This is a genomic window from Glaciecola sp. SC05 (genome assembly GCF_041380235.1).
Taxonomy (GTDB): Bacteria; Pseudomonadota; Gammaproteobacteria; order Enterobacterales; family Alteromonadaceae; genus Glaciecola.
Genome location: NZ_JBGIYY010000011.1, coordinates 61858 through 85890, shown reverse-complemented (window position 1 = coordinate 85890; position 24033 = coordinate 61858). Strand labels below are relative to the sequence as shown.

At 41.9% G+C, this 24033-nt stretch carries 14 protein-coding genes and 1 pseudogene; 10 read left to right on the top strand and 5 right to left on the bottom strand.

The window, feature by feature from the left end:
* Nucleotides 1-31 precede the first annotated feature (31 nt).
* Both AB9H30_RS11520 and AB9H30_RS11515 read right to left on the bottom strand, forming a co-directional pair.
* The gene (locus AB9H30_RS11520) at nt 32-3067 is read right to left on the bottom strand and encodes a TonB-dependent receptor (RefSeq protein WP_371194815.1); all 3036 of its coding nucleotides are present in this window, start codon (nt 3065-3067) and stop codon (nt 32-34) included.
* 194 nt (nt 3068-3261) lie between these two features.
* Complete coding sequence (locus tag AB9H30_RS11515) at nt 3262-4215, bottom strand: polysaccharide lyase family 7 protein (protein WP_371194879.1); 954 nt, start codon at nt 4213-4215, stop codon at nt 3262-3264.
* Between the two features lie 644 nt (nt 4216-4859).
* On the opposite strand from AB9H30_RS11515, the gene AB9H30_RS11510 reads away from it, so the two are divergent.
* Entirely contained in the window at nt 4860-5693 is an 834-nt protein-coding gene (locus tag AB9H30_RS11510; RefSeq protein WP_371194814.1) for a spondin domain-containing protein, read from the top strand.
* A gap of 136 nt (nt 5694-5829) precedes the next feature.
* On the opposite strand, the gene AB9H30_RS11505 is transcribed toward AB9H30_RS11510, so the two are convergent.
* From AB9H30_RS11505 to AB9H30_RS11495, 3 genes are all read right to left on the bottom strand, one after another.
* Nucleotides 5830-6318, bottom strand: coding sequence for a transcription elongation factor (locus tag AB9H30_RS11505; RefSeq protein ID WP_371194813.1), 489 nt, complete (start codon nt 6316-6318; stop codon nt 5830-5832).
* 63 nt (nt 6319-6381) lie between these two features.
* Nucleotides 6382-7560 (bottom strand): NAD(P)/FAD-dependent oxidoreductase, encoded by a 1179-nt coding sequence (locus AB9H30_RS11500; protein WP_371194878.1) that lies wholly within the window; start codon nt 7558-7560, stop codon nt 6382-6384.
* 6 nt (nt 7561-7566) lie between these two features.
* Nucleotides 7567-10296 carry a DUF2339 domain-containing protein gene (locus AB9H30_RS11495; RefSeq protein ID WP_371194812.1) on the bottom strand — a complete coding sequence of 910 codons (2730 nt, stop codon included), beginning with the start codon at nt 10294-10296 and terminating at the stop codon, nt 7567-7569.
* A 316-nt stretch (nt 10297-10612) separates the two neighbouring features.
* Here AB9H30_RS11495 and AB9H30_RS11490 point away from each other — a divergent pair, with 316 nt between their 5' ends.
* From AB9H30_RS11490 to AB9H30_RS11450, 9 genes and pseudogenes are all read left to right on the top strand, one after another.
* Entirely contained in the window at nt 10613-13321 is a 2709-nt protein-coding gene (locus AB9H30_RS11490) for an AAA family ATPase (protein ID WP_371194811.1), read from the top strand.
* 214 nt (nt 13322-13535) lie between these two features.
* A complete protein-coding gene (locus AB9H30_RS11485; RefSeq protein ID WP_371194810.1) occupies nt 13536-14555 on the top strand; it encodes a hypothetical protein in 1020 nt (339 codons plus the stop codon).
* A gap of 182 nt (nt 14556-14737) precedes the next feature.
* Nucleotides 14738-14896, top strand: a pseudogene (locus tag AB9H30_RS11480) (peptidase M14); the annotation flags it as partial.
* A gap of 94 nt (nt 14897-14990) precedes the next feature.
* Entirely contained in the window at nt 14991-17060 is a 2070-nt protein-coding gene (locus tag AB9H30_RS11475) for a hypothetical protein (protein WP_371194809.1), read from the top strand.
* Nucleotides 17061-17071: 11 nt separating this feature from the next.
* The gene (locus AB9H30_RS11470) at nt 17072-19276 is read left to right on the top strand and encodes a hypothetical protein (RefSeq protein WP_371194808.1); all 2205 of its coding nucleotides are present in this window, start codon (nt 17072-17074) and stop codon (nt 19274-19276) included.
* Nucleotides 19269-20276, top strand: a complete 1008-nt coding sequence (locus AB9H30_RS11465) for a hypothetical protein (RefSeq protein ID WP_371194807.1) — start codon at nt 19269-19271, stop codon at nt 20274-20276. Before AB9H30_RS11470 ends, AB9H30_RS11465 begins: the two co-directional genes overlap by 8 nt.
* A 48-nt stretch (nt 20277-20324) precedes the next feature.
* On the top strand, nt 20325-21716 hold the full coding sequence (locus tag AB9H30_RS11460) for a hypothetical protein (RefSeq protein WP_371194806.1): 1392 nt from the start codon (nt 20325-20327) through the stop codon (nt 21714-21716).
* A gap of 379 nt (nt 21717-22095) precedes the next feature.
* Nucleotides 22096-22692 carry a restriction endonuclease subunit S gene (locus AB9H30_RS11455; RefSeq protein WP_371194805.1) on the top strand — a complete coding sequence of 199 codons (597 nt, stop codon included), beginning with the start codon at nt 22096-22098 and terminating at the stop codon, nt 22690-22692.
* On the top strand, nt 22692-23966 hold the full coding sequence (locus AB9H30_RS11450) for an N-6 DNA methylase (protein WP_371194804.1): 1275 nt from the start codon (nt 22692-22694) through the stop codon (nt 23964-23966). Before AB9H30_RS11455 ends, AB9H30_RS11450 begins: the two co-directional genes overlap by 1 nt.
* Nucleotides 23967-24033: the final 67 nt, after the last annotated feature.

The following is a 24033-nucleotide window of genomic DNA, read 5'->3' as shown; positions in this document are numbered from 1 at the left end:
TTTACTCGTTCTAAGCCCGCGTTAAGCTCGCTTAATACTTGAAGCTAATACCCGCGAACAAACGAGGACCATAATCATTCACCTGACCTAGGTTACCCTGCACGAAGTAATCATCAGAACGAGGGGCACTAAACAAGTTTATTGCTTCAACCTTCACACGAATGTTTTTATTGATTCTGTAAGAAGCACGCGCTTCCCAAACACCCACTTCATCGACAAAGCGCAATCTGGTGCCATTGCTCACGAATGGCTGAAAGTATTCACTGCGATATTTATAAATAAGCGCCGTATCAAAGTCGCCAACTTGATAATAAAGCTGGCCACTAAATACATGCTCAGAGAAGCCGGGGACTGCACCTGGAGCAATAATCCCCTCTGTTAGTTGTGTGGTTACGCCATCAAGATCAGTAACAAAAGTATCGCCGTAAAGGCTGTCTTCAAACTCAAAATTAGTATCTGCGTAGTTGTAACCAAACTTCACGCCAAGACCGTTATCCCAACGGTACGCAAATGAAGCTTCAAGGCCCATGAGGTCACTTTTTTCATCAGTTGTTACCGAGTTGGTAATAGGTAATGCAACATCTACACCTTCAATTGTGAAGGTTTCGAGTACAGTTTGTTGCTGGAAACCTCCGTTAAATTGTTTGTAGTAAAAGCCCAGTGCAATAATTGAATCTTCGTTCGGGTACCATTCAAAGGCCAGATCGTAGTTCCAAGACATTAATGGCTGAGTATTTGGGTTCCCTGAACCATTAACGCCCACAACCAAGTCACTAATTGAAACAGGATCAACTTCATCATCAGTTTGGAATGTGCGGCTAAAGCCTAGGTCTGAGGGGTCTGCTCGAGACATGCCGCGATAAATACCGGCTCTAATTAGGATATCTTCTGAGTAATCAACCACTAAGTTGAAACTTGGTAATACTTCGGTGTAATCACCACCACCAACAACACGCTCAATACTGCCATTTGTTATGAGGCTCAGCACGCCAAGCTCATCGGTAAGAACGTCGAATCCTTGTCGAAAGCTAACTGAAGTGACATCTGTGTTTACAACACGAACACCAAAGTTACCGCGAATAAATTTACCAAACATTTCAGAATCGTAGTTAGCCATTAAATAAGCAGAAGTGGTTTCTTCGGTGACATCAACAGTACCGGCATTTTCGTACTCAACTTCTGGATATCCGAACTCACCGCCCTGAGAGTTTACTAATGCTTGAGAAAAACAAACGTTATCAAAAGTTGCCCATGAAGAGCCCGTTCCGCTTGCTATTACATTGCCAGCGCCGTCAACATTAGTGATGATATCGCCGTCAGAAACTGTAGATAAAAAATCAGATTCAGGGAAATCGATTTGACACCCTTGAAGAACATCGATTGCCGATGTGACACCTTCGTTCAAGAGAAACTCGTTCCTTGAACCATTACCGATACTGCCGCCAAACTGAACATACGTGAGTTCAGAAGTTCTAACACCGCCTTGAATGCTGGTAAACATGTCACCGTTTAACGCATAATCGAAATCTAGACGCCCTGAAACTATTTCATTCTCTCGAACGTTTTCTCGATCGATACGAGTACGCAAGCTATCCGTAAAGTTAGAAATATCAGTCACGTCAAAGTCGGTGACAGTTAAGTGAGGAATGTAGGCACCAAGAGTCCATGAGAAGAAGGGACGTCCTGGAGTTCTGCCTCGGTTAGATATTTGCAGTTCTTCACGTTTTGTTTGCGAGTATGAAATATCAGCACTGATGGTTAAGTTGTCATTGAAATAGTGTTCTATATTTAAACCACCACCACGATAGTTTTCTTCGCGAGAAAACTGCTCACCGGCAGACTCAAAACGCTCTTCACCGGCCCACTGTAAAACACCACCAACATCATTAGTAACTAAACTTTGTCCGGTTATACCCGGTGTTACACGTTTTTGTAAGAAATAGAGGTCATGCCGAGCTTCGCCTTGGATACGATCTGATACTTGTGCGTCGAGGTTGATGTCCCAAGCATCAGATGGACGAAATTGCAGGCCTAAAAATAAAGAATCCCTTTCGTCAGAGGTTTCATTTTGACGGAAGCTGCGGCTCGAGCCCGCCCAAGCGAATGGAGTTCCCGCATCTGCTGCTCTACCCGTTGCTGGGTCAATTGTCGTCTGGTACCCCTGGTTGTTACTTCCATTTACTTGATCTTCACAGTCGCCGGCTGAACTACGGAAGAAACCTTCATTGGTATTCGTGGGATCATTTAGGCAAGCCCATAATGATGCGCCCGTTGGGCTTGATCCACGATATTCAGCTTCTGGCTGACTAATTTCCTGACGTTGCCAACCCACTGATATCCCTAGTGCCTGCCCGCCATCAAATTCGAATTGGTCAACATAGCTTAAGGTTCCTCTATAACCCAAGTCACTCTGCAACGTGTTTTCAACATTTGCTTGGTCAGGGTTGTAATTAAGTTTAACTTCGGCTTGAAATCTTTGTTCACCGAAATCTAGTGGTTTGAGGGTTTCGAGAGTAATTACACCTGCTACGCCGCCTTCAATCATTGAGGCATCTTGAGTTTTGTAAATCGCTACTTTTCTCATTAATTCAGACGGAAACTGCGAGAAGTTGACAGAGCGGTCACCACTGCCGTTTGTCGCTTCGCGGCCGTTTATGTGAGTCGCACTTAAGAAAGGGCCTAAACCACGAATAGTAATCTCAGTCGCACCACCATTTTCGCGGTGAGATGCAGCACCAGTAATCGATTCTAAGGCCTCACCAATTGACAGTGCTGGCAAGTCTCCAATATCTTCCGCAGATAAACCGTCAACAATGGTAGTAGCCTCTCGTTTTATCGCGATTTGGTCTTGAATTGTTTTGCGTGTGCCCGAAACCTCAACGACTTCAACATTTTGTTGCGCTTCATTTGCAGCTTCAGTTTGTGCTTCCTGCGCGGTTGCAGAAAGTGCAAATGAGCCGGCTACACTTGCAATAACTGCTGCTTTTACCCATTTGGCAACAGGTGAGAGGGTAAATTGCCCTTCCTGAATGCTTGAGCTTTTATATTTCTCTGATATCGACAACATATCGAGTTCTCCGTGGTTATTTATGTACGACTGTGTGGTTGCGAATCGCTTGTAATGAATATGTTGCGATTTTGTTATTGGCAATATACTTAATCAAGACCAAAATATCAACCAATTGATTAAATCAATATTACCAATTGGTTGACCAATGTTTATCTTGGGTTCTGAAGGTAAAAAAAATGGGGGTTGATGAGCTAATATTTATAACCGCGATGCGAGTTATGTATATGATAAAAGGTGGCTTGAACATAATCGCCTTCAGCGCCGCCATTGTTTTGGTTATACACACCGGCCTTGAAAAACATGAATTGATTACCACTACTATACCCACTGTCTTTCATGTCATAGTATTGTGTAATATTTGGCTTGCCTTCGCGGATAATAGTGACAAACAAAACTTCGTTCTCTACTGTTATTTTGTAAGAGAATTTCTCGTCCAAGGCGATGCCATCTTCAGGATCTGACAAGGTATGAGAGCGAGTACCTATGAGATTTATCCAAACATCATCACCACCATTTATTTCATGAGCAAAGTACACCGCACCTCTTGAATTGTTTGGTAACTTTCTATAATACAAGCGAATAGGCTCGTCGTCAGTCGCATGAATCTGCCCTATGATAACGCGCCCTACCATTTTTTCGTCGCCCGTAGTAGACACTCGGTTGACCTTTAAAGTCCCTTCCAAACTGCCCTCAATGCCACCGGCCTTACGTTTAGCCGAACCATGCGCGCCGCCGAAAACCCAATTGTTTTCAGTTATGCCGCGAACGTTTATTCGAGTATTCCCTCGACGTAACATTTCACGTAGTTCGGTACGAGCATATTTGGTGTTTTTTGAGGTTTTAGCACCCACATTAGGACAGGCAAATACTAAGCCTCCATCATCTGCTGTATAAAAGAATGGCTTTAATTCAAAGCCTTCATCTAGTGCAGATTCGTAAACAGTGTCGGCTTTTTTGTCTTTGTTAATATCAGTAGGCAGGGTCAATGACCAATCGAGTAAATCAAAATTTTCGCCAGGCTTTTTACTTGGATCTAGTGCAGAAAAATCACCTAGCAATACGCCATCGGCCAAGCTGCTATGGGATTCTGGAATTACCATATTTGATGCATTTTCTTGTGCATTGATTGGTACGCTTAATACCATAAAAGCAACAGCCGACAATACAACGAGCGCTTGTATTTTCGTCTGAACGCAACATGAAAACATATGGGCATGGATATGCGGATACTTCATCTTCTCTGATTCCTTTGCAGCAGCAGTAGTTTTAAACGCTACGCTCCACTGCTTTTATTTGTTTCATATGCACAAAGGTGCTGAGTTAACCCTTACACCTATTGATAAGAGCCGAGAGCCCGAGCACTCAATATGCTCAGTAGTCAACAAGGTCTTACGACACAAGTCGTAGACGGCAAAATGCTACGACATTAGAGGTAAACCTATGCGCACAATGTAACCAACTTTCAAAGTTAATGTCAACCAAATGTTAATTAATGTTATTACCAAAAATTGAATATTTGGTAATAAAGTAAAGCATGTAGGAGTCAATTGTTAGACAAGGACATGAATGATGTCGTGCAAACGGCACTTTAAAGAGCGCGGCGCTTATTTGGATGTTCCGCTTTATTTCTTATTTAAATACTGCGTTATAAAAACTTTTTCACTTCGTGACACATTTGTGAACATTTCGCAGTTAACTATGGAATTGGGAAAATCTAATGCTTACAAGCTTTGACAAAGGACTTCCCATTAAAGTTTTTTACAATACAGATTAAAATTATGGAGATAACATGTTGAACAATAAAATAACACGCAAGGTTTTACCTATTGCCTTTGCATTTGGCGCAGCTTTTTCGAGTAGCGCTCAAGCTGGGCTGGTAGACATAACGGTCACTATCGAAAATCTCGCACCACAAAACAGCGTTGCTTTCGCGCCTTTACGTTTAGGCTTTCATAGCGGTACCTTCGACGCATTTAATATCAACACCCCGGCCACTGCTGCAATTATTTCGGTTGCTGAAGGTGGTTCGGGTAGTGACTGGTTCCCCGCATTTGCTGCAGCCGATCCTAACGCAGTACTTGGAACGGTTGCCGCTGGCGGTCCAGCATTACCGGCGGCTAATGCTGGCGTAAGTAACCCTTTTAGCGCGACGGCATCAAACACATTTCGTGTAGATACTTCGGTTAATCAGTTCTTTACCTTCGCGAATATGGTGGTGCCTAGTAATGACCTATTTTTAGGTAACGATAATCCAATAAAGTTATTTGATGACAACGGTAACCTCATACTCGATATGATAGTGCAAACCGGCGCGTCAATATGGGATGCCAATTCAGAAGTCGCAGATCCTGCAAACGGCGCATTCGTCGTAGGTGGGAATAATGGCGGTAGAATTGCTGAAAATGGATTAGTGGATTTTGATTTATCTGAGCTATTAGCTTATGACGGCTTTAGCACACCGGCAGGATATGTTTTTGATAGCTCTACTGTGAATGCCGATACGGAGATTTATCGCATCAGCTTTTCTGCTGCTCAAGTGGATGTGTCTGCACCATCAATGGCTGCATTTATGACCTTAAGTGCATTTGGCTTAGCGTTCCGTCGATTCAAAAGTCGCACTTAAGTTTCAGCCAAAGGGTCTGAAAACCCTCGTTGTTCAAGACGTTAAGCCTCTGTTGCAAAATGGATGCTTAACGCGCTTTTTTATCCGGCTGGAAAGTGTTGTTGCCGTGTTGCCATTCAAAAACCGCTGATATATGTCAAGCGACACCTATAATACAATAATTTTTTTTATGAGCACCATTGCCAATCTCAAACTCATCTTCAACATACTTTCCTATCAACTTCTTTCCTAGTGGAGACGACTGAGTAATAACCACAATCGTTTGTTCGTCAAAAACGAATGTTACTCCACCGGATACAGGCGCTAAGAATAGTGACAAGAACTTTTCGTCTTGGTCAATTAAACGAACAAGCGCACCCAGGCGAATCGTGTCATCGGGCGAGTAGTCAATAGCATGTAAGTTTTTAGCAGTCTGTAAATCAGCTTTACATTCTAGCGCACGGTTTGCGTGTCCTTCGGCCAAATAGGCTGCTTCTAACCCAAGTGTATCGTATTTGTTTTCTGCGATATTGGCTCGGTCGGTAGCCGTCGAATGGGCCTGTTTGGCTGCGCTTAAGGCCGTTTGGTAATTTGTTTCAAGTGCGCGTACTAAATGCTCAATTAATTGTCTTTTATAAGACATCATTCCCGCCCTAATTGTTTACTCAGCGATACTTGAAATTCTTTAGTTTCAGTTTTAAAGGACAAGCTAAACCACCTGCCCAGCAACCCACCCACTCGACCAAGCCCATTGAAAATTATAGCCTCCTAGCCAACCGGTAACATCTAGCACTTCACCAATAAAATAAAGACCCTGTTGCTCTTTGGTTTCCATGGTTTTTGACGATATGTAGTCAGTGTCTACGCCGCCAAGCGTGACTTCGGCTGTGCGGTACCCTTCTGTGCCGTTTGGCTTAATCTGCCATTGGCCAAAAGCATGGGCAGCTTGTTCTAGCTGCTTGCCTTGATATTGCCTCAGCGGCTTATTCTGAATGTTTAAGTAATCGAGGGTAGTTTGCACAAAGCGCTTAGGATAGATTTTTGCTAATGCAGTCGAAAGCTGCACATCGGGTGATCGCTGCTGCTCTTTAGCTAATACTTCATGCAGGTTTCCGTTTGGATATAAATCAAATGCGACTTCCTGTCCGGGCTCCCAATAGCTCGATATTTGCAGCACGGCAGGGCCGCTTAGGCCGCGGTGAGTAAATAACATACTTTCATTAAAGTGGGTATTGTTGCAGCCAGCGCTGGCATCTAGCGACACACCGCTTAGTTCACCTAATACTGTCTTGTCATGCTCATGCAGAGTAAAAGGCACCAATGCCGCACGGGTGGGCACAATCGGGATCCCAAACTGCTCAGCCACTCGATAGCCAAAAGGCGTCGCGCCCAGTTTTGGCATGCTTAAACCACCTGTAGCGATTACTAGAGAAGGAGCAACATATTCGCCCTTAGCGGTTTGCACATGATATTGACCGTCTTGATAAGTCACTTCGCCCACTTCGCAGCGATTGGTCACGGTGACCCCAGCCTTTTTGCATTCTTGCATTAGCATATCGACAATGTCTTTAGCGGTATTGTCGCAAAACAGTTGGCCAAGGGTTTTTTCATGGTACGCAATTTTGTATTGCTCAACTAGAGCGATAAAGTCCCACTGCGTGTAACGGCTCAAGGCCGACTTACAAAAATGCGGATTTTGCGATAAAAAGTTTTCGGGCGAGCTATACATATTGGTAAAGTTACAGCGCCCGCCTCCTGACATCAGTATTTTGCCGCCCAAGCGTTTAGCATGATCCAGCACTTCGACCTTACGGCCGCGCTTACCGGCTTCGGTTGCGCAAAACAAACCGGCCGCACCTGCGCCAATAACTATTACATCTCGCTGCAAACTCACTTACTCTTCCTGTTGTTGTAACGACGGTCTAAAACGCTGAAATAGCCAACCAATTCCCACTAGCGATAAGCCTAAACCAATAAATGACAGTGCTCGGTATAAACCTTCAAGATTTGCCATATCAATTAAAAATGCCTTTAACACCACAAGGGCTAAAATACCAAAGCCCAATCGATTGACATTGCTATGCTGACCGTTTTTCGCAAATATAATCAGGCCCACTGCAATCACTAGCCACACAATTGAATAAGTATACAGTTCAGCTTGCAAAATGGGTGCATCATTGAGTGATACAAGGCCATTAAATGTTAAACGGATGACGCCATTAACATATAGAAACAGCATGATGCCGCTAATAATCTGCACTGGTTTGGTAAACTGCTTGCCTATCAGGTTCCACTTGATGCCCCCTAGCAAGATAATTGCTGGAATAAGCCATAGCGCAATGAGGTAATTTATAATCGGATGTGAGCCAGTGCTCTGCAAACTAAAGAATGGGTTATTAACAACAGAGCTATCGAGGTGTAAGTATCCCACTGCAATCAGCAATCCAGCCGCGTAGACTTTATATAAGCCCGGCGTTGAAGCAAACTGGCTTCGCCATAAATATAACATCCCTAAAGCTAACCAGTTCATGGCCAAAAGTACCGACTGCTGAAAGCTCAAAAAGCCAAAATCAGGATATTCACCGGTAAGAAAATAGCTGGTTTCGGTGGTCACGAATAATGCAATTAAATGCAAGAGCGCGCCGCTAAACCATGGCCTTATTGGATGATCAAGTAGCTGCTTACGGGCAAACCATAGCACCGCAAACACTAGTGGGAAAATCAGCAGCGTCCAGTGCACGCCTAACAGCGTTTCGTTAGCATATTCCGGCAGCCATGGCGCGGCAGTCAAACGCAGCATCACTGCTATCATGGCAATTTTGTAGAGCCACGCAGGAATAGTAAGTGCATACTTTTTACTGAAAACCGCCATTAATGTAATTTGCACCGCAAGCGCCAGAGTAAGAGTGCTAGCCGACATTAACATGGTAAATATCAGCGCCAACGCGCCATTCGCGAGCAATAAAAAGCTGACTTTTTGCAGCGCACGGGTTTCTTTTAGTGCGAGTATCGCAAAGACTAAAGCGACAGCGCCCAATTCAATCGCATAAAGCGGATAGAGTAAACCACTGGCAAGCTCGTCAGACAGCGCATAACTCAGGCTCAACAAAGACAGCGGTGCCGCCACCAACAGTAGAGCAAACGACGGCCGCTGAGGAAAGACTTTGAGCATACAAAACGCATAAACCAAGGCTATCAACGCACTGATCTGTGCCAGCAAGTAGCCACCAGTGAATACAAAGACATTATCACTGTAGTCATAAGCTTCAGGCATTAACAGATAAACGAATATTGTAAATATAATGGCCAAAAAGGGCCAAGTGTCAAATGCACTGTGGCGAAGCGGAGCCAACATTAGTAATACACTGAATGCTATCAGCACGTAAATAAACTGAACATTAAAGGGCCAAAGCAGCGCATATAGCACCATGCCAGCAATCGGCAGAATGATGCCTAAATGCTCTTTTCGCGGCACTAACATTTGCTTGAAAGAAAGTGCCTCGGTCACTCGATTTTTAAGATCCCATCCGAGTACGGGCAAGAGCACAAACAGATAGCTGGATAACAAAGCAAATACCGTAAGCACCGCAATATTTTCATACTTCAAACTGGTACTAAGTAATTCGTACTCAACAACATCGGTCGATAAAATAATGGCACCTAAAAACCACCCAAAATGACCTACAAGACCCAACCACCATATCCAATTCTTTTGTACAATTTGATGGATCCAAACCGCAGAAAATGATACCGCACTTACGTACATCAGCAGCATTAATACATTATTTGAACCAGTAGATACCAGCGCCGGCACCGCATAGGCGCCAATTACACCGATGCCCGCCAAAATTGGCCCAAGCCGCAAAGACAGCCACGCAGAGGCCAATGCAATTGCTGCTAGCAGGCCAAAGGCTAAAGTGGGTGACAAATAAGCGTAAAAATCAAATGCCACTAAGACCATTGCAAAACAAGTAATCACCCCACCACTAGCGAGCGCCGCACTGATAACCGGGCTGTTAATCTGATAGCGTTTTGGGTTGCGATATAGATACTCTGCGATAGCCACTAGCGCGATACCAAAGGCTGCTCCTAGCAAAATGCGGAGCTGCGGCGGAAATAAGCCCGATTCGATGCTGTATTTAGCTAAGAAAACGCCGCCAATAGCAAGTATCACGGCGCCTAGCCACAGCAAACCGTTACCCATCAAGAACTTTTCAAGGTTAAAGGCGCGCGAGACTTTTAGCGGAGTTTGGGTGTTTCCCTGAACATTTGAGACTTGAGCAGGTGCTGCAACTTTTGAAAGATCATTATCGGTTTTCGCAGATAAGGGCGGCATTGTGGTGCTTAATGCTGGCGCTACTGCAGCAGTATTTGGTCCGAGCGCTTGAGTCCTAGCGCTCAGTTCAGCCGACTGTGGTACTGGTTTAACTTGTTTGGCACTGTCGTCTTGATTGGCCTGAATTTGCAAGCTTTCTATTTGTTGGCTCTGTTTTATCAACAGGGCTTTTAGGGCTGCTAGCTGACGTTTTAAATCACTAATTTGGCCTAAGTTAACAAAGCTCAATACGGTGCCTGCTAGCAACGCTAAAACAAACAAAACCCCAATTGTTATTAGTCCATCCATGCACCATTGCCCTCTGTATTGCGCTTTAGCGCTAATTGTCGCACAACTATGAGAAGAGACCTATATTTTGATATTAGGCTCTGCTGGTATTATTACCTAAATACGAAGTGAATGATCCGCTACTGTCTCTTTCAAATCTCGGTCAATCGGAGATACATAAGTGGATACGAAATGCTCATGTAAACACTACTCAGTTTTAAACGAATCATACTTAATTTTTAATTTTTTACGCTAAGTAGTTAACGTTTATGTTAAAGCTCGGGTATGGTAAGGCATGGCAACTTAAAAAGCCCGCTCTCAGGAGGACGATGCCGCCATGCTGCTAGAACGCGAAAATGCCGTCCAAGACTTTTTAGAATTAGTTAGTAATACTGCAAACTCTGGAAAGGTATTGCTTGTAAGTGGTGAGGCCGGCATCGGAAAAACCTCACTGCTAGAGCACATGAGACAGCACCCTCAAATAAACAATACCATGCTATGGAGTGGGTGCGATCCCTTGTTTACACCACAACCCTACGCTCCGTTTCAAGATATTGCATCTTCGCTATCTAATCCACTAGTCAATCTGTTGGCAAAAAACCAAAATCCATCAAAGATATCTCATAAAATCGCGTCCACTTTGTTCAGCAGCCTTGAGCAGCTAAACGAGCCAATCATATTGATCATTGAGGATGTGCACTGGGCTGACAACGCGACTCTCGATTTGCTAAAATTTTTGGTGCGACGAATTTCTTTTGTAAAATGTTTATTGTGCTTAACATATCGAGACGATGAAGTGTTGTTATCACATCCTCTCAGCACAGTATTAAGCCTCTGTCCATCTGCACATACCAAACGAATACAACTCCAACCACTGAGCCTTAATGCAATTGAAATACTCAGTGCGCATGAGCGTAAACAGCCTTGGCCAAGAAATGTCGCTGATAAAGTTCATTCATCCACTAGCGATCTATATAGGCCATCAGATTTACTCAAAATAACTGCGGGAAACCCGTTTTTTCTGTCGGAAATTCTAGCCAATAACACCTTTGACTCTAACACCATCCCATCCTCCATTCGCGACGCGATTGGGGCGAGATTAAGTCATCTAAAGCAACCTGAACAAGACTTAATGCTGACCTTAAGCTTAATACCTTACAGTATTCCTGTGCGTCTAATTGAACATTTATTTCCGAAAAATGGTGAAACTTTAGCCATGGCGTGCATTGCTCGCAAACTATTGCAATTTGACACTCAGGGTGAGTTTAGATTTAGGCACGAATTAGCAAGGTTAGCCACACTTGCTTGCCTCTCTATTACTGAGCAAAAGCGCCTGCATCTGAAAATTTTAAATAGCTTAGAACGTTTGAAATTGACCGCAAATTTAGCATGGCTAAGCCATCATGCAGAAGGAGGGCACAATGCAAGCAAAATACTCAAATATGCTCCATTATCGGCAGAAAAAGCCGCTAATCTAGGTGCGCACAAAGAGGCTGCTTCATATTACGAAAAGGCCTTAAAATATGTCGAATATGCAGACACTCAATTAGCAGCAAGCCTTTACGAAAACTGGGCCTATGAAGTCAGTTTAACCACGCATATGAATACACCGGTGATCGAAGCTCGGCGCTGTGCAATTACCTTATGGCGCGCACTCAATCGCCTCGACAAAATTGGCGAGAATCTTCGAAGTTTGTCCAGACTATACTGGTATCAAGGACAAGCCGAGCGAGCCGAACATTATGCTAATGAGGCTATTAGCACCTTTGAACAACTTCCCGCATCGACGGAACTTGCAATGGCCTACTCCATGCGCTCTCAGCTTGATATGTTAAACGAACGAACAAGCGATGCCGTATTTTGGGGAGAAAAAGCCTTAGCATTAGAACAAACCTTCCCGAATCCATTGGTAAAAGTCCATGCGCTTACCAATATTGGTAGCGCATTGTTAATGTCGGGGAATGCTGAAGGCGAATTAATGCTCAAAAACAGCTTACTGCTTTCAGAGCAGCACGGAATGCATGAAGAGACCGCCAGAGTGTATACCAACTATTCTGATTATTGCGTACGCTTCAAACGCCTGAGTCTGGCCGAAGAACTCACTACCAAGGGCATTCAATATGATACCTCTCACGATCTTGACTCTTGGACATATTATTTAGTTGGTATTCAAGCGCAGCTTAGACTAGAACAAGGCAGATTAGTAGATGCACAAACGATTGCTCAAGGCGTGCAAAAACTGACCAATCAAACCGTATTGATGAAATTACCGGCACTCATCGTCTTAGCCAGAACCCATATCAGAATGGGCTTGGCTGATGCCGAAAGTATATTGCAAAAAGCCCTTTCTCAAGCGACTGCAATTGGCGAGTGGCAGTACATTATCCCGCTGAGACTGGCATATATTGAATATGCCTACTTAACGCACAACTCGGCGCTGGCCACTGAACACATTGCACCATTAGTGAAGCTTCAAAGCAGTATTCTAAACCCTTGGCAGTTCGGCGAATTATTAGTGTGGCAATCACGATTTGGCTTATCACAGATTGCAACAGAAACATCGCGCTCGGATATCCCGCTACCTTGGGTTCTCGAATTAAAAAAAGACAATGAGCTTGCCTTTAACGCATGGTCTGACTTGGGTATGCCGTTCAATGCCGCTATGGCTTTGCTGCACGGGCATACTCAAAATACAGTAGCATCATTTGTGAATGCATATTCACTGCTTCAGTCCATGCAGGCAAAAGCAGTATTGCGATACATTAGAAAGCAAGCGCAACAAGCTGGCTTCATCGACCAACTACCGAAGCGCCAGCGAGGGCCATACAGTAAAAGTCGTCAACATCCTTTAGGATTGACTGCTAAGGAGCAACAGATTTTTAAGCTGCTTGCTACTGGGGCGTCCAATCAAGACATTGCTAAAACGGTATCGCGCTCACAGCGCACCATTGAAAACCATGTTTCATCAATTTTATCAAAGTTGAGTGTGGAAAGTAGAATTGAAGCCATTTTAAGAGTCCAGAACGAACCCTGGTTGCTACGCTAAAACCTGCAGCGCAGCGATTGAAAAGTAGGTAGCTATCAATCGAAAACTAGGTGTGTATACCCATGCAAAGCAATCTCAAACAGTGTTTTATTGACACTTCAGACTGACACAAAAATATTCGCTTTATGAAGTTAACTCAACTGCACTTGAGTCAAAATATTCTTAGTGTAATGAATTGACACAAAAACAAGCAAACAGCATCTAAGGAATGATCATGCCAATTAATTCAAATATTAAACTTCCACTAGTCATAGCGTTATTCAGCTATTTAGTCTTACCTTATGCTCAGGCGGCGATTATTACCGCCAACAGTGAACTGGAGTTTCGTCACGCATATGAGATAAATAATGGGTCGGTTCCGCAAGGGGTGAACATAAGTAACTCTCCGCAAACGCTTTCTATTAGCGGAGGCGCACTTAGCAGCATTGACGACCCAGCAGCGCTTGAAGAAGACAACCCCTTTGTTCAAGTTGGCAATCCATTTACAAGCCCTGCATTGCCGTTCAGAGCGATAAGAGATAGGCGCAGCACATACAACGCGGGCACAGAAGGAGCACAAAGCGATTATGATGTTTCGGTGACTTCAAGAGACGATCCCGAGGGCGATCCAACGTTAACCTCAATTGTTGAACGAAGCGTTGAAAATAGCGGCGGCGCTGAAATACGTTTGGCCACTCAAGATATCGCGGCACAAGCCAATTCTTTTTACAATTCGAACAGAGGTTATTTGGTCGAAAATATTAGTAATAACCGCCAAGTATTTTCAATTACAGGTGATGTGAGCTTTGACTTTTTAAGTGAGTTTGAGGGCGACAATGGATTCGCTAGTGCTGGCATGAGCGTGTTTACGCTTTTTGAGAAGACGCAAGGCGTAGCAGCAAACTTCTCTCTAAACAGCCCCTACACCCCAAATATCATTGAGAATGGCTCTGGCGCATCGGTGTTTGAATCGCTTACTTTTAATGAACCCAATTTCGATGGTTTTTTGTTTACTGGCTCAACCATGGCTCAAGCTAACGGCGGCACGACAACAGCGAGTCTGAGCGAGCTATTTAGCTATCGATTAGATCTTATCATGGAGGCAGGCAGCAGCTTCGAATTCTTTTCTGGCTTCAGCCAAAGTAATGCCGTTGAATATAACCCTCAAAGCATAGACGTCGATGCGCCGCTGGGAATGGGCTTGTTTAGCATTGCACTTCTTTCGCTAGCACTGACGCGGCGCTTTTTACCTTAGTGTAGCGATGTGTTTAGTTCGTCTGGCCGTTCATTGACCTTATGGGCGGCCGTCATATCTGCTGTTTTTTAGGCGCAGTTGTCATTAATTGCGTGCCACTCAATTGATTTTGCATGTTATAGTTTTGGTCATCATCACACGCTTCTTTATGCGTATTAATCTGGCTGCAAAAAGGCTATAAAATGTCGCTTCCCTCAAGCAAAAATCTGACAAAATCTCATCGCGCAGTTGCACAAAATGCTTCTGGCCGCAGTTTGAATGTGCCTATTTATCATATAGACGATGGCCTACCGGGCCCAACCGTATACATCCAAAGCTCCATTCATGGGGCAGAGGTGCAAAATACGTAAAAATAATAATGAGGATACTATTTGACTTTTCCTTTGTCTCCTACTAAATATCTATAGTAAGTACGAATATTAGAAAACAAGATACATGGCAAAGAAAAAAGATAAGCAATTGAAAGTGACAGAAGCGATAGATTCAAAATCTGTGCCCACAGTTCACAGTGAATTTCCAGCATACGAGCCGTTCGTTATTATCCAAACTCCGCATGATACTAGAGCATTCAAAGTATGGTTCGAAGTAAATGGCGACCATATGGTGAACTCTCGTAAAAAAAACATGCGTATTTGCAAGGGTATGAAATCATCAAGTTGGATCGTTTCTGAGAGGTTAAACATACCTCAACGTCTTTCAAAAGAAGTGGCTAGAACTTTTGCACTTTGGCTTCAGCAGGAGCTTCCCTCATATAGCGCAATTTGCAATGCGATGATTCAAGTATGCGCATTTATGGATTACCTTAATGAAAAATCACCGATAACTGATATATCGGAATTTAACACTAAAATTTTTCTGGGTTTTGAAAAAGAAATAAAACGAAGAGCTAGTTATTTCAAGCCAATATTTTCCTTGCATCCACGCATTGAGTGGAAACAACTTCACTATTCATTGAAAAAAAAGAGGATATTGGAAAGCACTATTAAGCCGACCAGTAACTTGCTCGATGAGGACTCGGCATTTTCATTAGCCGAATATTCAGAACGAGAGCATTTTCAAATAGTTGGCTATGCAATGCATCGTATAGAGTTAATGAAAAATCGGCGACAAGAGTTATTTGAAGCAAACGCTGAGTCATTAGCAAAGATAGGTTGTTATCTAAACGATACATATCCAACGGCATACCCTTACCAAGAGAAATTCCTAGAGGGAAGACGTGCAGGCTCGAGAATACGCCGGTTATATGACAGCGACCGAAAGCGAGCGATAGAGCTTCTCCACCTAAATATGCTCATTATAGTCAGAGATGGAGCCAAAGGGAGGACAAGTATAACTAATCAAATTAATAGTCTGAGACAACATAGGGGAGAGTTTGGGAAGGGCTTATTTAGTGATTACCTTTCTCACATAGCACAATTATATGAACCAACCAATCTATCTGTAGCGCCGGCAGAGAGAAAAGGATTTAGAGACTACAAAAAATTGCTTTTGATGAAAGCCCCTATCAACGAATTTGCAATTATATTAATAATTCTTATCCAAACAGGTATCAACCTAGAAGTTGCGCTGTCATTGAAACGCTTCTACGGGAAAGTGCATTGGACAAAAAGATATGATGTAAATTTGGGCATTGATGCAAAGACCATTTCTAAGCGGCAAGTGCTTCGCTTAACGGGGATCAAAAAGAAAACTGGTGTTGCGCCAGCAAAGGAAGTAGACATAAGAGTTCCGGTCGATTCGTATCTTTATCAAATACTAAAAATGTACGAGGATATTTTTGCCGAACAAGGTAATGATTTATTTTACTCTGGCATGCATTTCGGAAATGCAAATAGAGATTTCTTTAGTGTTTATAAAATAGTAACGGATAGTGGTGAAGAATTAAGTAGCATCGCTACGACAAAAATTCGAAAATCATTTGCAGGAGCTAGTCTTGCTAAAATAGTTGAAGAAGTAGGTAGTGGGCAGGAATTGGAAAGACGATTAAGAGAATCACTTAGCCATGAAAACTTTGATACAACCATTTTTTCTTACTTGATGAAAACGGGTGTTGGGCATTTAATTTACAGCAGTGCTGTCGTTGCTCTTACAAATCAAATGCTGGAAGATGCGATTACTTTTAAAGGTAAAGTATGTAGTAACAAGACCAGTAAGGATTCGTCAACTAGGATTCCTGTGTACCTCTGTGACTGTGAAGATCCAACAAAACCTAGTCATGACGTACCTATTGCGAATAGGTGCAAGCAATATGACTTATGCTTAGGTTGCGAAAGAAGCGAGGTTTACGCTGAACATATCCCAAGGATTTGCTACAGAATATTGCAGTATGAACAAACTGCCTCGCCTGTTGATGCATTGTTAGCAGACAGAAAAGCTATTGCACTCGATTGTTTGGTAAAATTTGAACGTATGCACCCAGATGGCCAAATGATTATCGAACAAAGTTACCAAATTGCCAATAACGCAATGCTTAATAACAAACCATTATTGCCCGCAATTTTATAAGGAAGAACGATATGATTGACTTTCACGAAAAACCATTTGAGGTTGAAAAGCATAATACAAATCGTTTTGAACAGGGCAAGAAACAATGGGAAGTGCTAGATTCAATTATTCTTAAATACGAAGGGCAACCAATCAACTTTACTCGAAATAACAAATTTATTGACCAAGAGTGGACTTTAGACGATGAAGACAACACTGGAATTCACTGGGGGAAACATTTAAACCCTAAATACTACCTTCCTATGCAAGTTTATTTAAAGGCACTAATGGTTTACTTGATTGAAGTCGAACAAATGGCTTACAAATCTGTTGTGGGTGGGATGACCAGCTTCATGTCACAATTTGTTCCTGTTCTAGAGGCATATGGAGCTCCAATTCTAAAAGCGACAAAAAACTCACCGTGGTTGGGATTAGTATCATTAGAAGCGAATGACATTACTCTTGTATTGGATAAAATTGCGATAGATAACAGCAGATCTGGTGAAGCTACTCCAAGAATACTTAACTATTTCGAAAAAACGCAGATGCGAGTTGAAGAAGGGTTTCATTTTTTTGCTAGCGGTTTTATTACACCGTGGACTCTAGAAGGCATAGTCTATTCAAAGTGGCTTACACAACAAAAAGAACGTCACAACCTTGTACAAGAAAAAAAGCCTTTTTCACCGTTTTCAGATGAGACTGTAGCGGGAATAATTGAGCCAGCTATGAAGTTTTTAGATGGTATTACCGTAACCACTCCAATAAATTCAAATAACGCCACACAAGATCTAATAGAACTCACACCTAGCGATTTAAAGGCACCAATAGTAAGTATTTTGAATGCAGTAAAAGAAGTCAGAAAAACTTCTACTCATTGCCAATGTGTAAAACTTATAAATTACGATAACGAATTCAATAAGCTGATGATAGAACACAAAAACTATATCGATGAACTACATCCAATCTCAGCTAAAAATCGAGTAAACAGGCCCGTTGCTAAGCTAATGCACAACACAATCCTGAAGCAATGGTTTTCTGATTTTTTTCAACTGACTCAAACTGCCGCAATATGGATCTTGGCAATGAGTACAGGGCTAAGAAATGTCGATATTAGATTACTTGATTCGACTACTTGTCTTCAATATTCTGCTAAATTCAAAATTTGGTACGTTAGGGCCGAATTAAAAAAAACTAAAAACACTATATTAATTCCAGTCGGTGAACCAGCTGTTAAAGCTATTAAATTACTTAATTGGCTGCGTCCATTAGAGGCAAACGTGCTAATTCAAATCAAAGTATTTTTATTCAACGATACATATGACGGTATTAAAAATCCGCACATGGGCGGAAATACCTTAAATACAAGACTTAAAGCTTTTGCCAGTCATTTCAACGTAAATCTTGACTTTGGCGATGGGGATGAAGGCACTGCCCATTGCATCCGCGCTACGTTGGCAGGGTATATAGGACGTCATTCGGTGCTAGCCGTGCTGATATTGAAAAAGCTCTTTGGGCATTCTAACAACTTAATGCCAGATCAATATATCCACCACAACGTCTTGGTCAAGAAACAAAGGGCGCAGCAACTCGAAAGAATGCACTCTAACACTGCACATCAAATCGCTAGGTCTATAGCAAATAAAGAAGTTGCTGGCACCAAAGGAGATGAGTTACTTGCGGGGGCCAAAAAATTAGAAACAAAGATACGACTAGAGAATAAAAGCTTGAATGAAATGCAAGTTCATAGAAAGTTAATTGATGTGTTAGTTGAAATAATATTGAATGATATAAACAATGAACAAACCCAGACTTTACTTACGCCTGTAGGCGTAATATGTATGAGAGCTACTAATCATAGCGCTGATAGTCCTTGCGCTACAAACATTAATAAAGCAGAAAGAGACAGAGCTGGTGTGAGCCGCGCTATGTTTAGCGCCCTTCCTCAATTACCAAATCCATCTCAGTGTATCGGTCTTGACTGTCCAGACGCTCTCGCTACCAAAACGCATTCAATACCATTATTAGAGCAGTTTGACTGGTATACGAATGTATTACGACAATGCACTGATGAAACACGAGATATGGATGAAGATGCACAACACTTTGTAGATACTTACTACCCTATTATTATGGCGAACAATATGCTCGCAGATGCAATTTCTTTCAGAAAAAAATATGGCCCGGCACTACGTACTTTGTACGGTGACATAAAGTCTGAGGGATATTTCGATGTCTGATAATATAAACGCCAACCTAACCGAAAAGCCTAAATCGAAACGTGATAGCCGCACACACGATCAAAGGGTTGCTGACCTTGAGACAATATTCCGCAAATTAAAAGCGCAAGCTATTGCCTCTGGTATAAAAACTAACGCAAGCGCAACGAAGGTTCTTGAAGGAGCAAGAGTAAATCGCACCTACTTTTATGTTAAAGATAAACTTAAGGATAAAGTTGCACTGGCGAAATATCATAAAATACGTCAGGAAATTCAAGACTTCCAAGATAACTTTGACGTTTTTTGCGGTGATACAGTCGTCAATAAGCTTCGAGGCAACTTGCAAGATGCTGAAGAACAACGTAACGCTATAGCGAAAGATTATATTAGTCAGCAGAGATTGGTAGCAGGATTACAGAACGACAACGCCGCATTGAGAAAGAGGTCACGTTTGCAAAGCGAGCATATGATTGATGTCGTGCATACAGCATCAATGGAGGCTAGGCCGGAAAGGACTGTTTTTGGTGATACCCGTGTTATCTCTCCAGATGCTTATCTATGGAGAAATGGCAAGTACCTTTTCGAAGATGAAAATGTTCGTCGGAAAGCATGGGAAAGAGCTAAAGATGATTTAAAACAGGCATTAAGTCGCTCGCTTCCTACTCGAATTTACTTGCTTGTAGGTCCCCCTTGTTCAGGCAAGTCAACTTGGGCAAAAGAACGTTCGAATCTTTATCCAGATCTGCACTCTGTAGTAATTGATGCAACCAACCTAACGCAGTTTAGCCGTTTAGAATGGGTGTCACAGATTAATAAATACAGAAATTCAAAACAGATTCGTGTTTGTGCCGTTGTGTTCCTGACGCCAACATCAATTCTGCAAAGCCGTAATAACCGCAGAGAATCGATGAAACAATTGGATGATCATGTAATTCTCAAAAAAGCTGATGAAATAGAGTTTCCAAATCTCATGCAAGAAGATATTGACGAGATGATTGTTGTGAGGTCTGAGCATGACTGACGAGACACCCAAGATAATCTCAACTTCATTCTGCACTGAGTTATTTGCATGAGTGTCTACATTCTAAATGATAAAGAACTTGAATACCCGCTTGTTTTAGACTTAGAAAGCCATCAACCAGATCCGCTAATACTCAGATATGCCATCTGCAAGCATCAGTATCCAAAGTTAATTGATCAAAGCCGCACCCGCAGATGCGCCACTAAAACGGTAATTGATGCGATACAACGCGTGTGCTACTTGATTAACCGACTCGCAGAACAATCTCAAACAGACGGCAGAACTGGAGTTCACTATCTTGCAGCAACGTATGAAGGCAACATGAAGCCGCTAATTCATGCAATGTATTTTCAGGGCGACTGGAAAGGCGAGAGTATCGAACAGTATGTCAAAGCATGGCGAGAGTTTTATCGATTCCTAACATTGCAAGGTGTAGAGCATGAAATGTTTATGCCAGAGACAAATAAAGTAAAGATGGAGCAGGACCAGAATGATAATTTCTTATCTCATACAAACTACTGCAGCGACCAAGTAGGTGAACAGGAAACGGCTATAAATCATACTTGGAAAACACGTCAGGACGATTATAAAGACAGTATTTTAAGTATGGATCAGTTTTGGTTGCTGTATGCGGAAATGTTCAAGGTCGATAAAGTGTATGCAGTCATGGCATATACACAACTAGTTACGTGCCTCCGTGTAACTGCATTAGTAAACTGTTTCCCGCTTGGCCCTAATAAACGAAATCCAAACTGGTCTAGTTACCTAGAAATGAAGCGAGATAAACTTACCAGCCAAAAATTAAAATATTTGGCTAAAGGTGGCAAAACGCTAAGCTTACTTGTCCCTGTCACTATGATGGACGTATTTTATAATGTGTATGAAAATCCTACTGAAGGGGGTGCATACTATGAACGATGGAAAAAGTACCGTGATGATTACTGCAAGACTAAACACGCTATTAATTCTGCTCGAAGCATAAGTGAAAAGCCAACTTGGCTACTGGAAAACGGAACACCAGTGTCTGTAAGGGCCTACCAAAAAGTCATGCAAGAATGTGCAGAAAGGCTTAACCTTCAGGCACATCCTCATACTTTGAGGCATACTGGAGTAACGCAGATGCTTTATCGTTACATCAAGAATAACGGTCTGATGACTGGACTTAATCACACAAATCAGCTTCTGATTGCCGATGCGCATATCATATTGCAGCAGCATCTTGGACATGTTCGTTTGAGTACAACTAAGCTATATATTAAAACTATTGAGCGCATTATTCAGGAGTCGCAATTAGATATGCTATTGAATTCAGCTCTTTCAACTTCAAGAAAACATCAGGAAATGCTTGATGATAATCCTATACTGAATAATGGTATCTCTATACTTAAGCGGGCAATGAACGAAGCTGATTCGCGACTCGATTATAAGATGAGAGCTTAACGACATAAAATTGGTAAGCCTTTTCTTCAACATTGTTTCTATTTGAGTCTAGGGTTCTTGATGTCCGTGAGCAAAGCTTTACGTCTGGCCTTTATACTAAACGGGCGATATTTACTTAAATTCATCAGGATATTTTTATTCATAACATGTTTCACCTTGCTTCGCTTTCTAAATAAAAAATGTCTATCTATATAAGTGAAGATCCCCTACAAAAATACAATAGTTCAATGATTTTTGTTGTATTTTCAAAACAACATTTTTCATTCGTATTATAAGTACGATTTAAGATAATTCAAAAAACTACTTGCGCTAATCTTCTGTTTTGACTAATATCACCCCAACAACTTAATTCGTAGGTTGAAAACGAAAGGGGATTAATATGAAAACTATCGAGGCGTTATGTAATGAATTAACCACCGGTGCTACTAACGCACTATTTGAAAAGAACGAAAGCCGTGCTCAAGAAGCGTTAAATTTGCTAACAGGTAGCTCTGTAAACCTAAACGGCGAAATTATTGAGCAACATCTTAGCCAAGTAACAATAAAAGACGGTAAGAATATCCAGCGCTTTCTATTACAAGAAGGTGATGTAGTGCTTCTTGCAAAAGGCAATTCAATTAGAGCGGGTTACGTAACCGCAAATATTGCCAAACTTAATGTAATTGCATCTGCTAACTTTATCTTACTAAGACCAAACAACAATGAATTACTTGGCGAGGTACTTGTAGCCTACTTTAACTCAGTGACTGGTCAGAGCATGTTAGATGCTACTAGTACAGGCGCAACAATTAAGAATATAAACTTATCAAACATCAAAAAGATGAAGATTGAACTGCCAGAACCAAGTAAGCAGCATGAAATTGCTGAGCTCTTTAATGCAAGTAACCAAGCTTATCAAGCAACAATTAAGCTAGCGGAACAACAAAAGAAAGTTGTCACTGCTTGTATCAGTCACCTTATGAAAGGGGCCGCGTAATGGAAAGTTTAACAAAACAGTTATGGAATCTAATGGACAGTAGTCGCGGCTCAATGGAAATACCACATACATTAGAGTTGATTTCTTATGTGGCTTTTATTGCAAAAGAAAATCCTGATTCATTCCAAATCATTGTAAATAGCGGTCATGCTAAGCAGCTAGACATGCTTATAGAAGCAGGAAAGGTGCTAGAAGAGATGCACCCAACGGAAGTATGCACAGCACCAGAGCATTATAGAATTGACGGAAAGATAATTAACCATGTTGTTAATTATATTGCGACTATTACAAACTTTAATGTTCTTGCTAGCGCTCTAAGAGAGTTGAGTTCTCAGACACTTGGCAGGCACTCTGCAGATTCAGCCAACTTGAACATGGAAAGAGTTTTCACTGCTCTCGTCGGTGCCTGTAGTAAGAAAACTTTGTATGACGGCGCTTGTGGCTTAGCAAGGTTAGCATCTAGTTTAAATGCCGAGGCGCTTTTTCTAGAGGAAAAAAGTCATAGCACTTATGTTACTGCATATCGTTTATTAACCTTAGAAGGTAAAGATTTTAAGCTAGTTGCTGGTGACTCGCTTTTAGAGTCGGCCTTTGGATATAAGCAACAGTTTGATCTTGTAGTTATGGAGCCGCCATTCTCTTTAAAATTTGGCGCTGATGAACGTCGTAGACTTGCGGAGTCTCCTTTTATCCAAGTGCCTACAGGTAATGCTGTATCAGCATCCGCAGGTGACAGTTTATGGATACAACAAGCCTTAAGTAAATTAAATGAAACGGGTAAAGGTTACATTTTACTACCTCAAGGCTTTTTGTTTCGGGGTGGTTACGATGCAAAAGTAAGGGAATATTTACTAGAAAACGAGTTACTAGAGACTGTCATTGGTTTGCCCGCAAATGTTCTAGATAGCACAGGCATTCCTCCTGTTATTTTGGTGCTAAATAAAAATAAACCAGCAGGTTCACCAGTGGTATTCGTTGACGCCAGTGAAATAGGTTCAAGCAACAAAAATCGTATAACTATTTCAGAAGAAAATGCCGCTTTAATCGCTGATTTAGCGGCAGGAAAGCTTGCTGATGACGAGCGTTATAAAACTGTATTTATGCCTGAAATTAGACAGCAAAATAATGAACTAAGTATTTCAAGATATATAGCGAGAACATTTGAAGTTAGAGAGTTAGATATCGTCCAAGAACTAAAAACATTAAAAAGCCATCAAGCTGATTTTGAACAATCTCAACAAAAGTTGGCATTGTTACTCGCTAAATATCAATAAGATAGGCTTATATTTAAACTCGTATTTGATACATTACCCTTAGATAAAGGGAATTATAGAAGGATTA

What these genes read in the sequence shown, in the direction of transcription:
- AB9H30_RS11520 (WP_371194815.1), bottom strand. Translation starts at nt 3,067, where the DNA reads ATGTTGTCGATATCAGAGAAATATAAAAGCTCAAGCATTCAGGAAGGG.
- AB9H30_RS11515 (WP_371194879.1), bottom strand. Translation starts at nt 4,215, where the DNA reads ATGGTATTAAGCGTACCAATCAATGCACAAGAAAATGCATCAAATATG.
- AB9H30_RS11510 (WP_371194814.1), top strand. Translation starts at nt 4,860, where the DNA reads ATGTTGAACAATAAAATAACACGCAAGGTTTTACCTATTGCCTTTGCA.
- AB9H30_RS11505 (WP_371194813.1), bottom strand. Translation starts at nt 6,318, where the DNA reads ATGATGTCTTATAAAAGACAATTAATTGAGCATTTAGTACGCGCACTT.
- AB9H30_RS11495 (WP_371194812.1), bottom strand. Translation starts at nt 10,296, where the DNA reads ATGGATGGACTAATAACAATTGGGGTTTTGTTTGTTTTAGCGTTGCTA.
- AB9H30_RS11490 (WP_371194811.1), top strand. Translation starts at nt 10,613, where the DNA reads ATGCTGCTAGAACGCGAAAATGCCGTCCAAGACTTTTTAGAATTAGTT.
- AB9H30_RS11485 (WP_371194810.1), top strand. Translation starts at nt 13,536, where the DNA reads ATGCCAATTAATTCAAATATTAAACTTCCACTAGTCATAGCGTTATTC.
- AB9H30_RS11475 (WP_371194809.1), top strand. Translation starts at nt 14,991, where the DNA reads ATGGCAAAGAAAAAAGATAAGCAATTGAAAGTGACAGAAGCGATAGAT.
- AB9H30_RS11470 (WP_371194808.1), top strand. Translation starts at nt 17,072, where the DNA reads ATGATTGACTTTCACGAAAAACCATTTGAGGTTGAAAAGCATAATACA.
- AB9H30_RS11465 (WP_371194807.1), top strand. Translation starts at nt 19,269, where the DNA reads ATGTCTGATAATATAAACGCCAACCTAACCGAAAAGCCTAAATCGAAA.
- AB9H30_RS11460 (WP_371194806.1), top strand. Translation starts at nt 20,325, where the DNA reads ATGAGTGTCTACATTCTAAATGATAAAGAACTTGAATACCCGCTTGTT.
- AB9H30_RS11455 (WP_371194805.1), top strand. Translation starts at nt 22,096, where the DNA reads ATGAAAACTATCGAGGCGTTATGTAATGAATTAACCACCGGTGCTACT.
- AB9H30_RS11450 (WP_371194804.1), top strand. Translation starts at nt 22,692, where the DNA reads ATGGAAAGTTTAACAAAACAGTTATGGAATCTAATGGACAGTAGTCGC.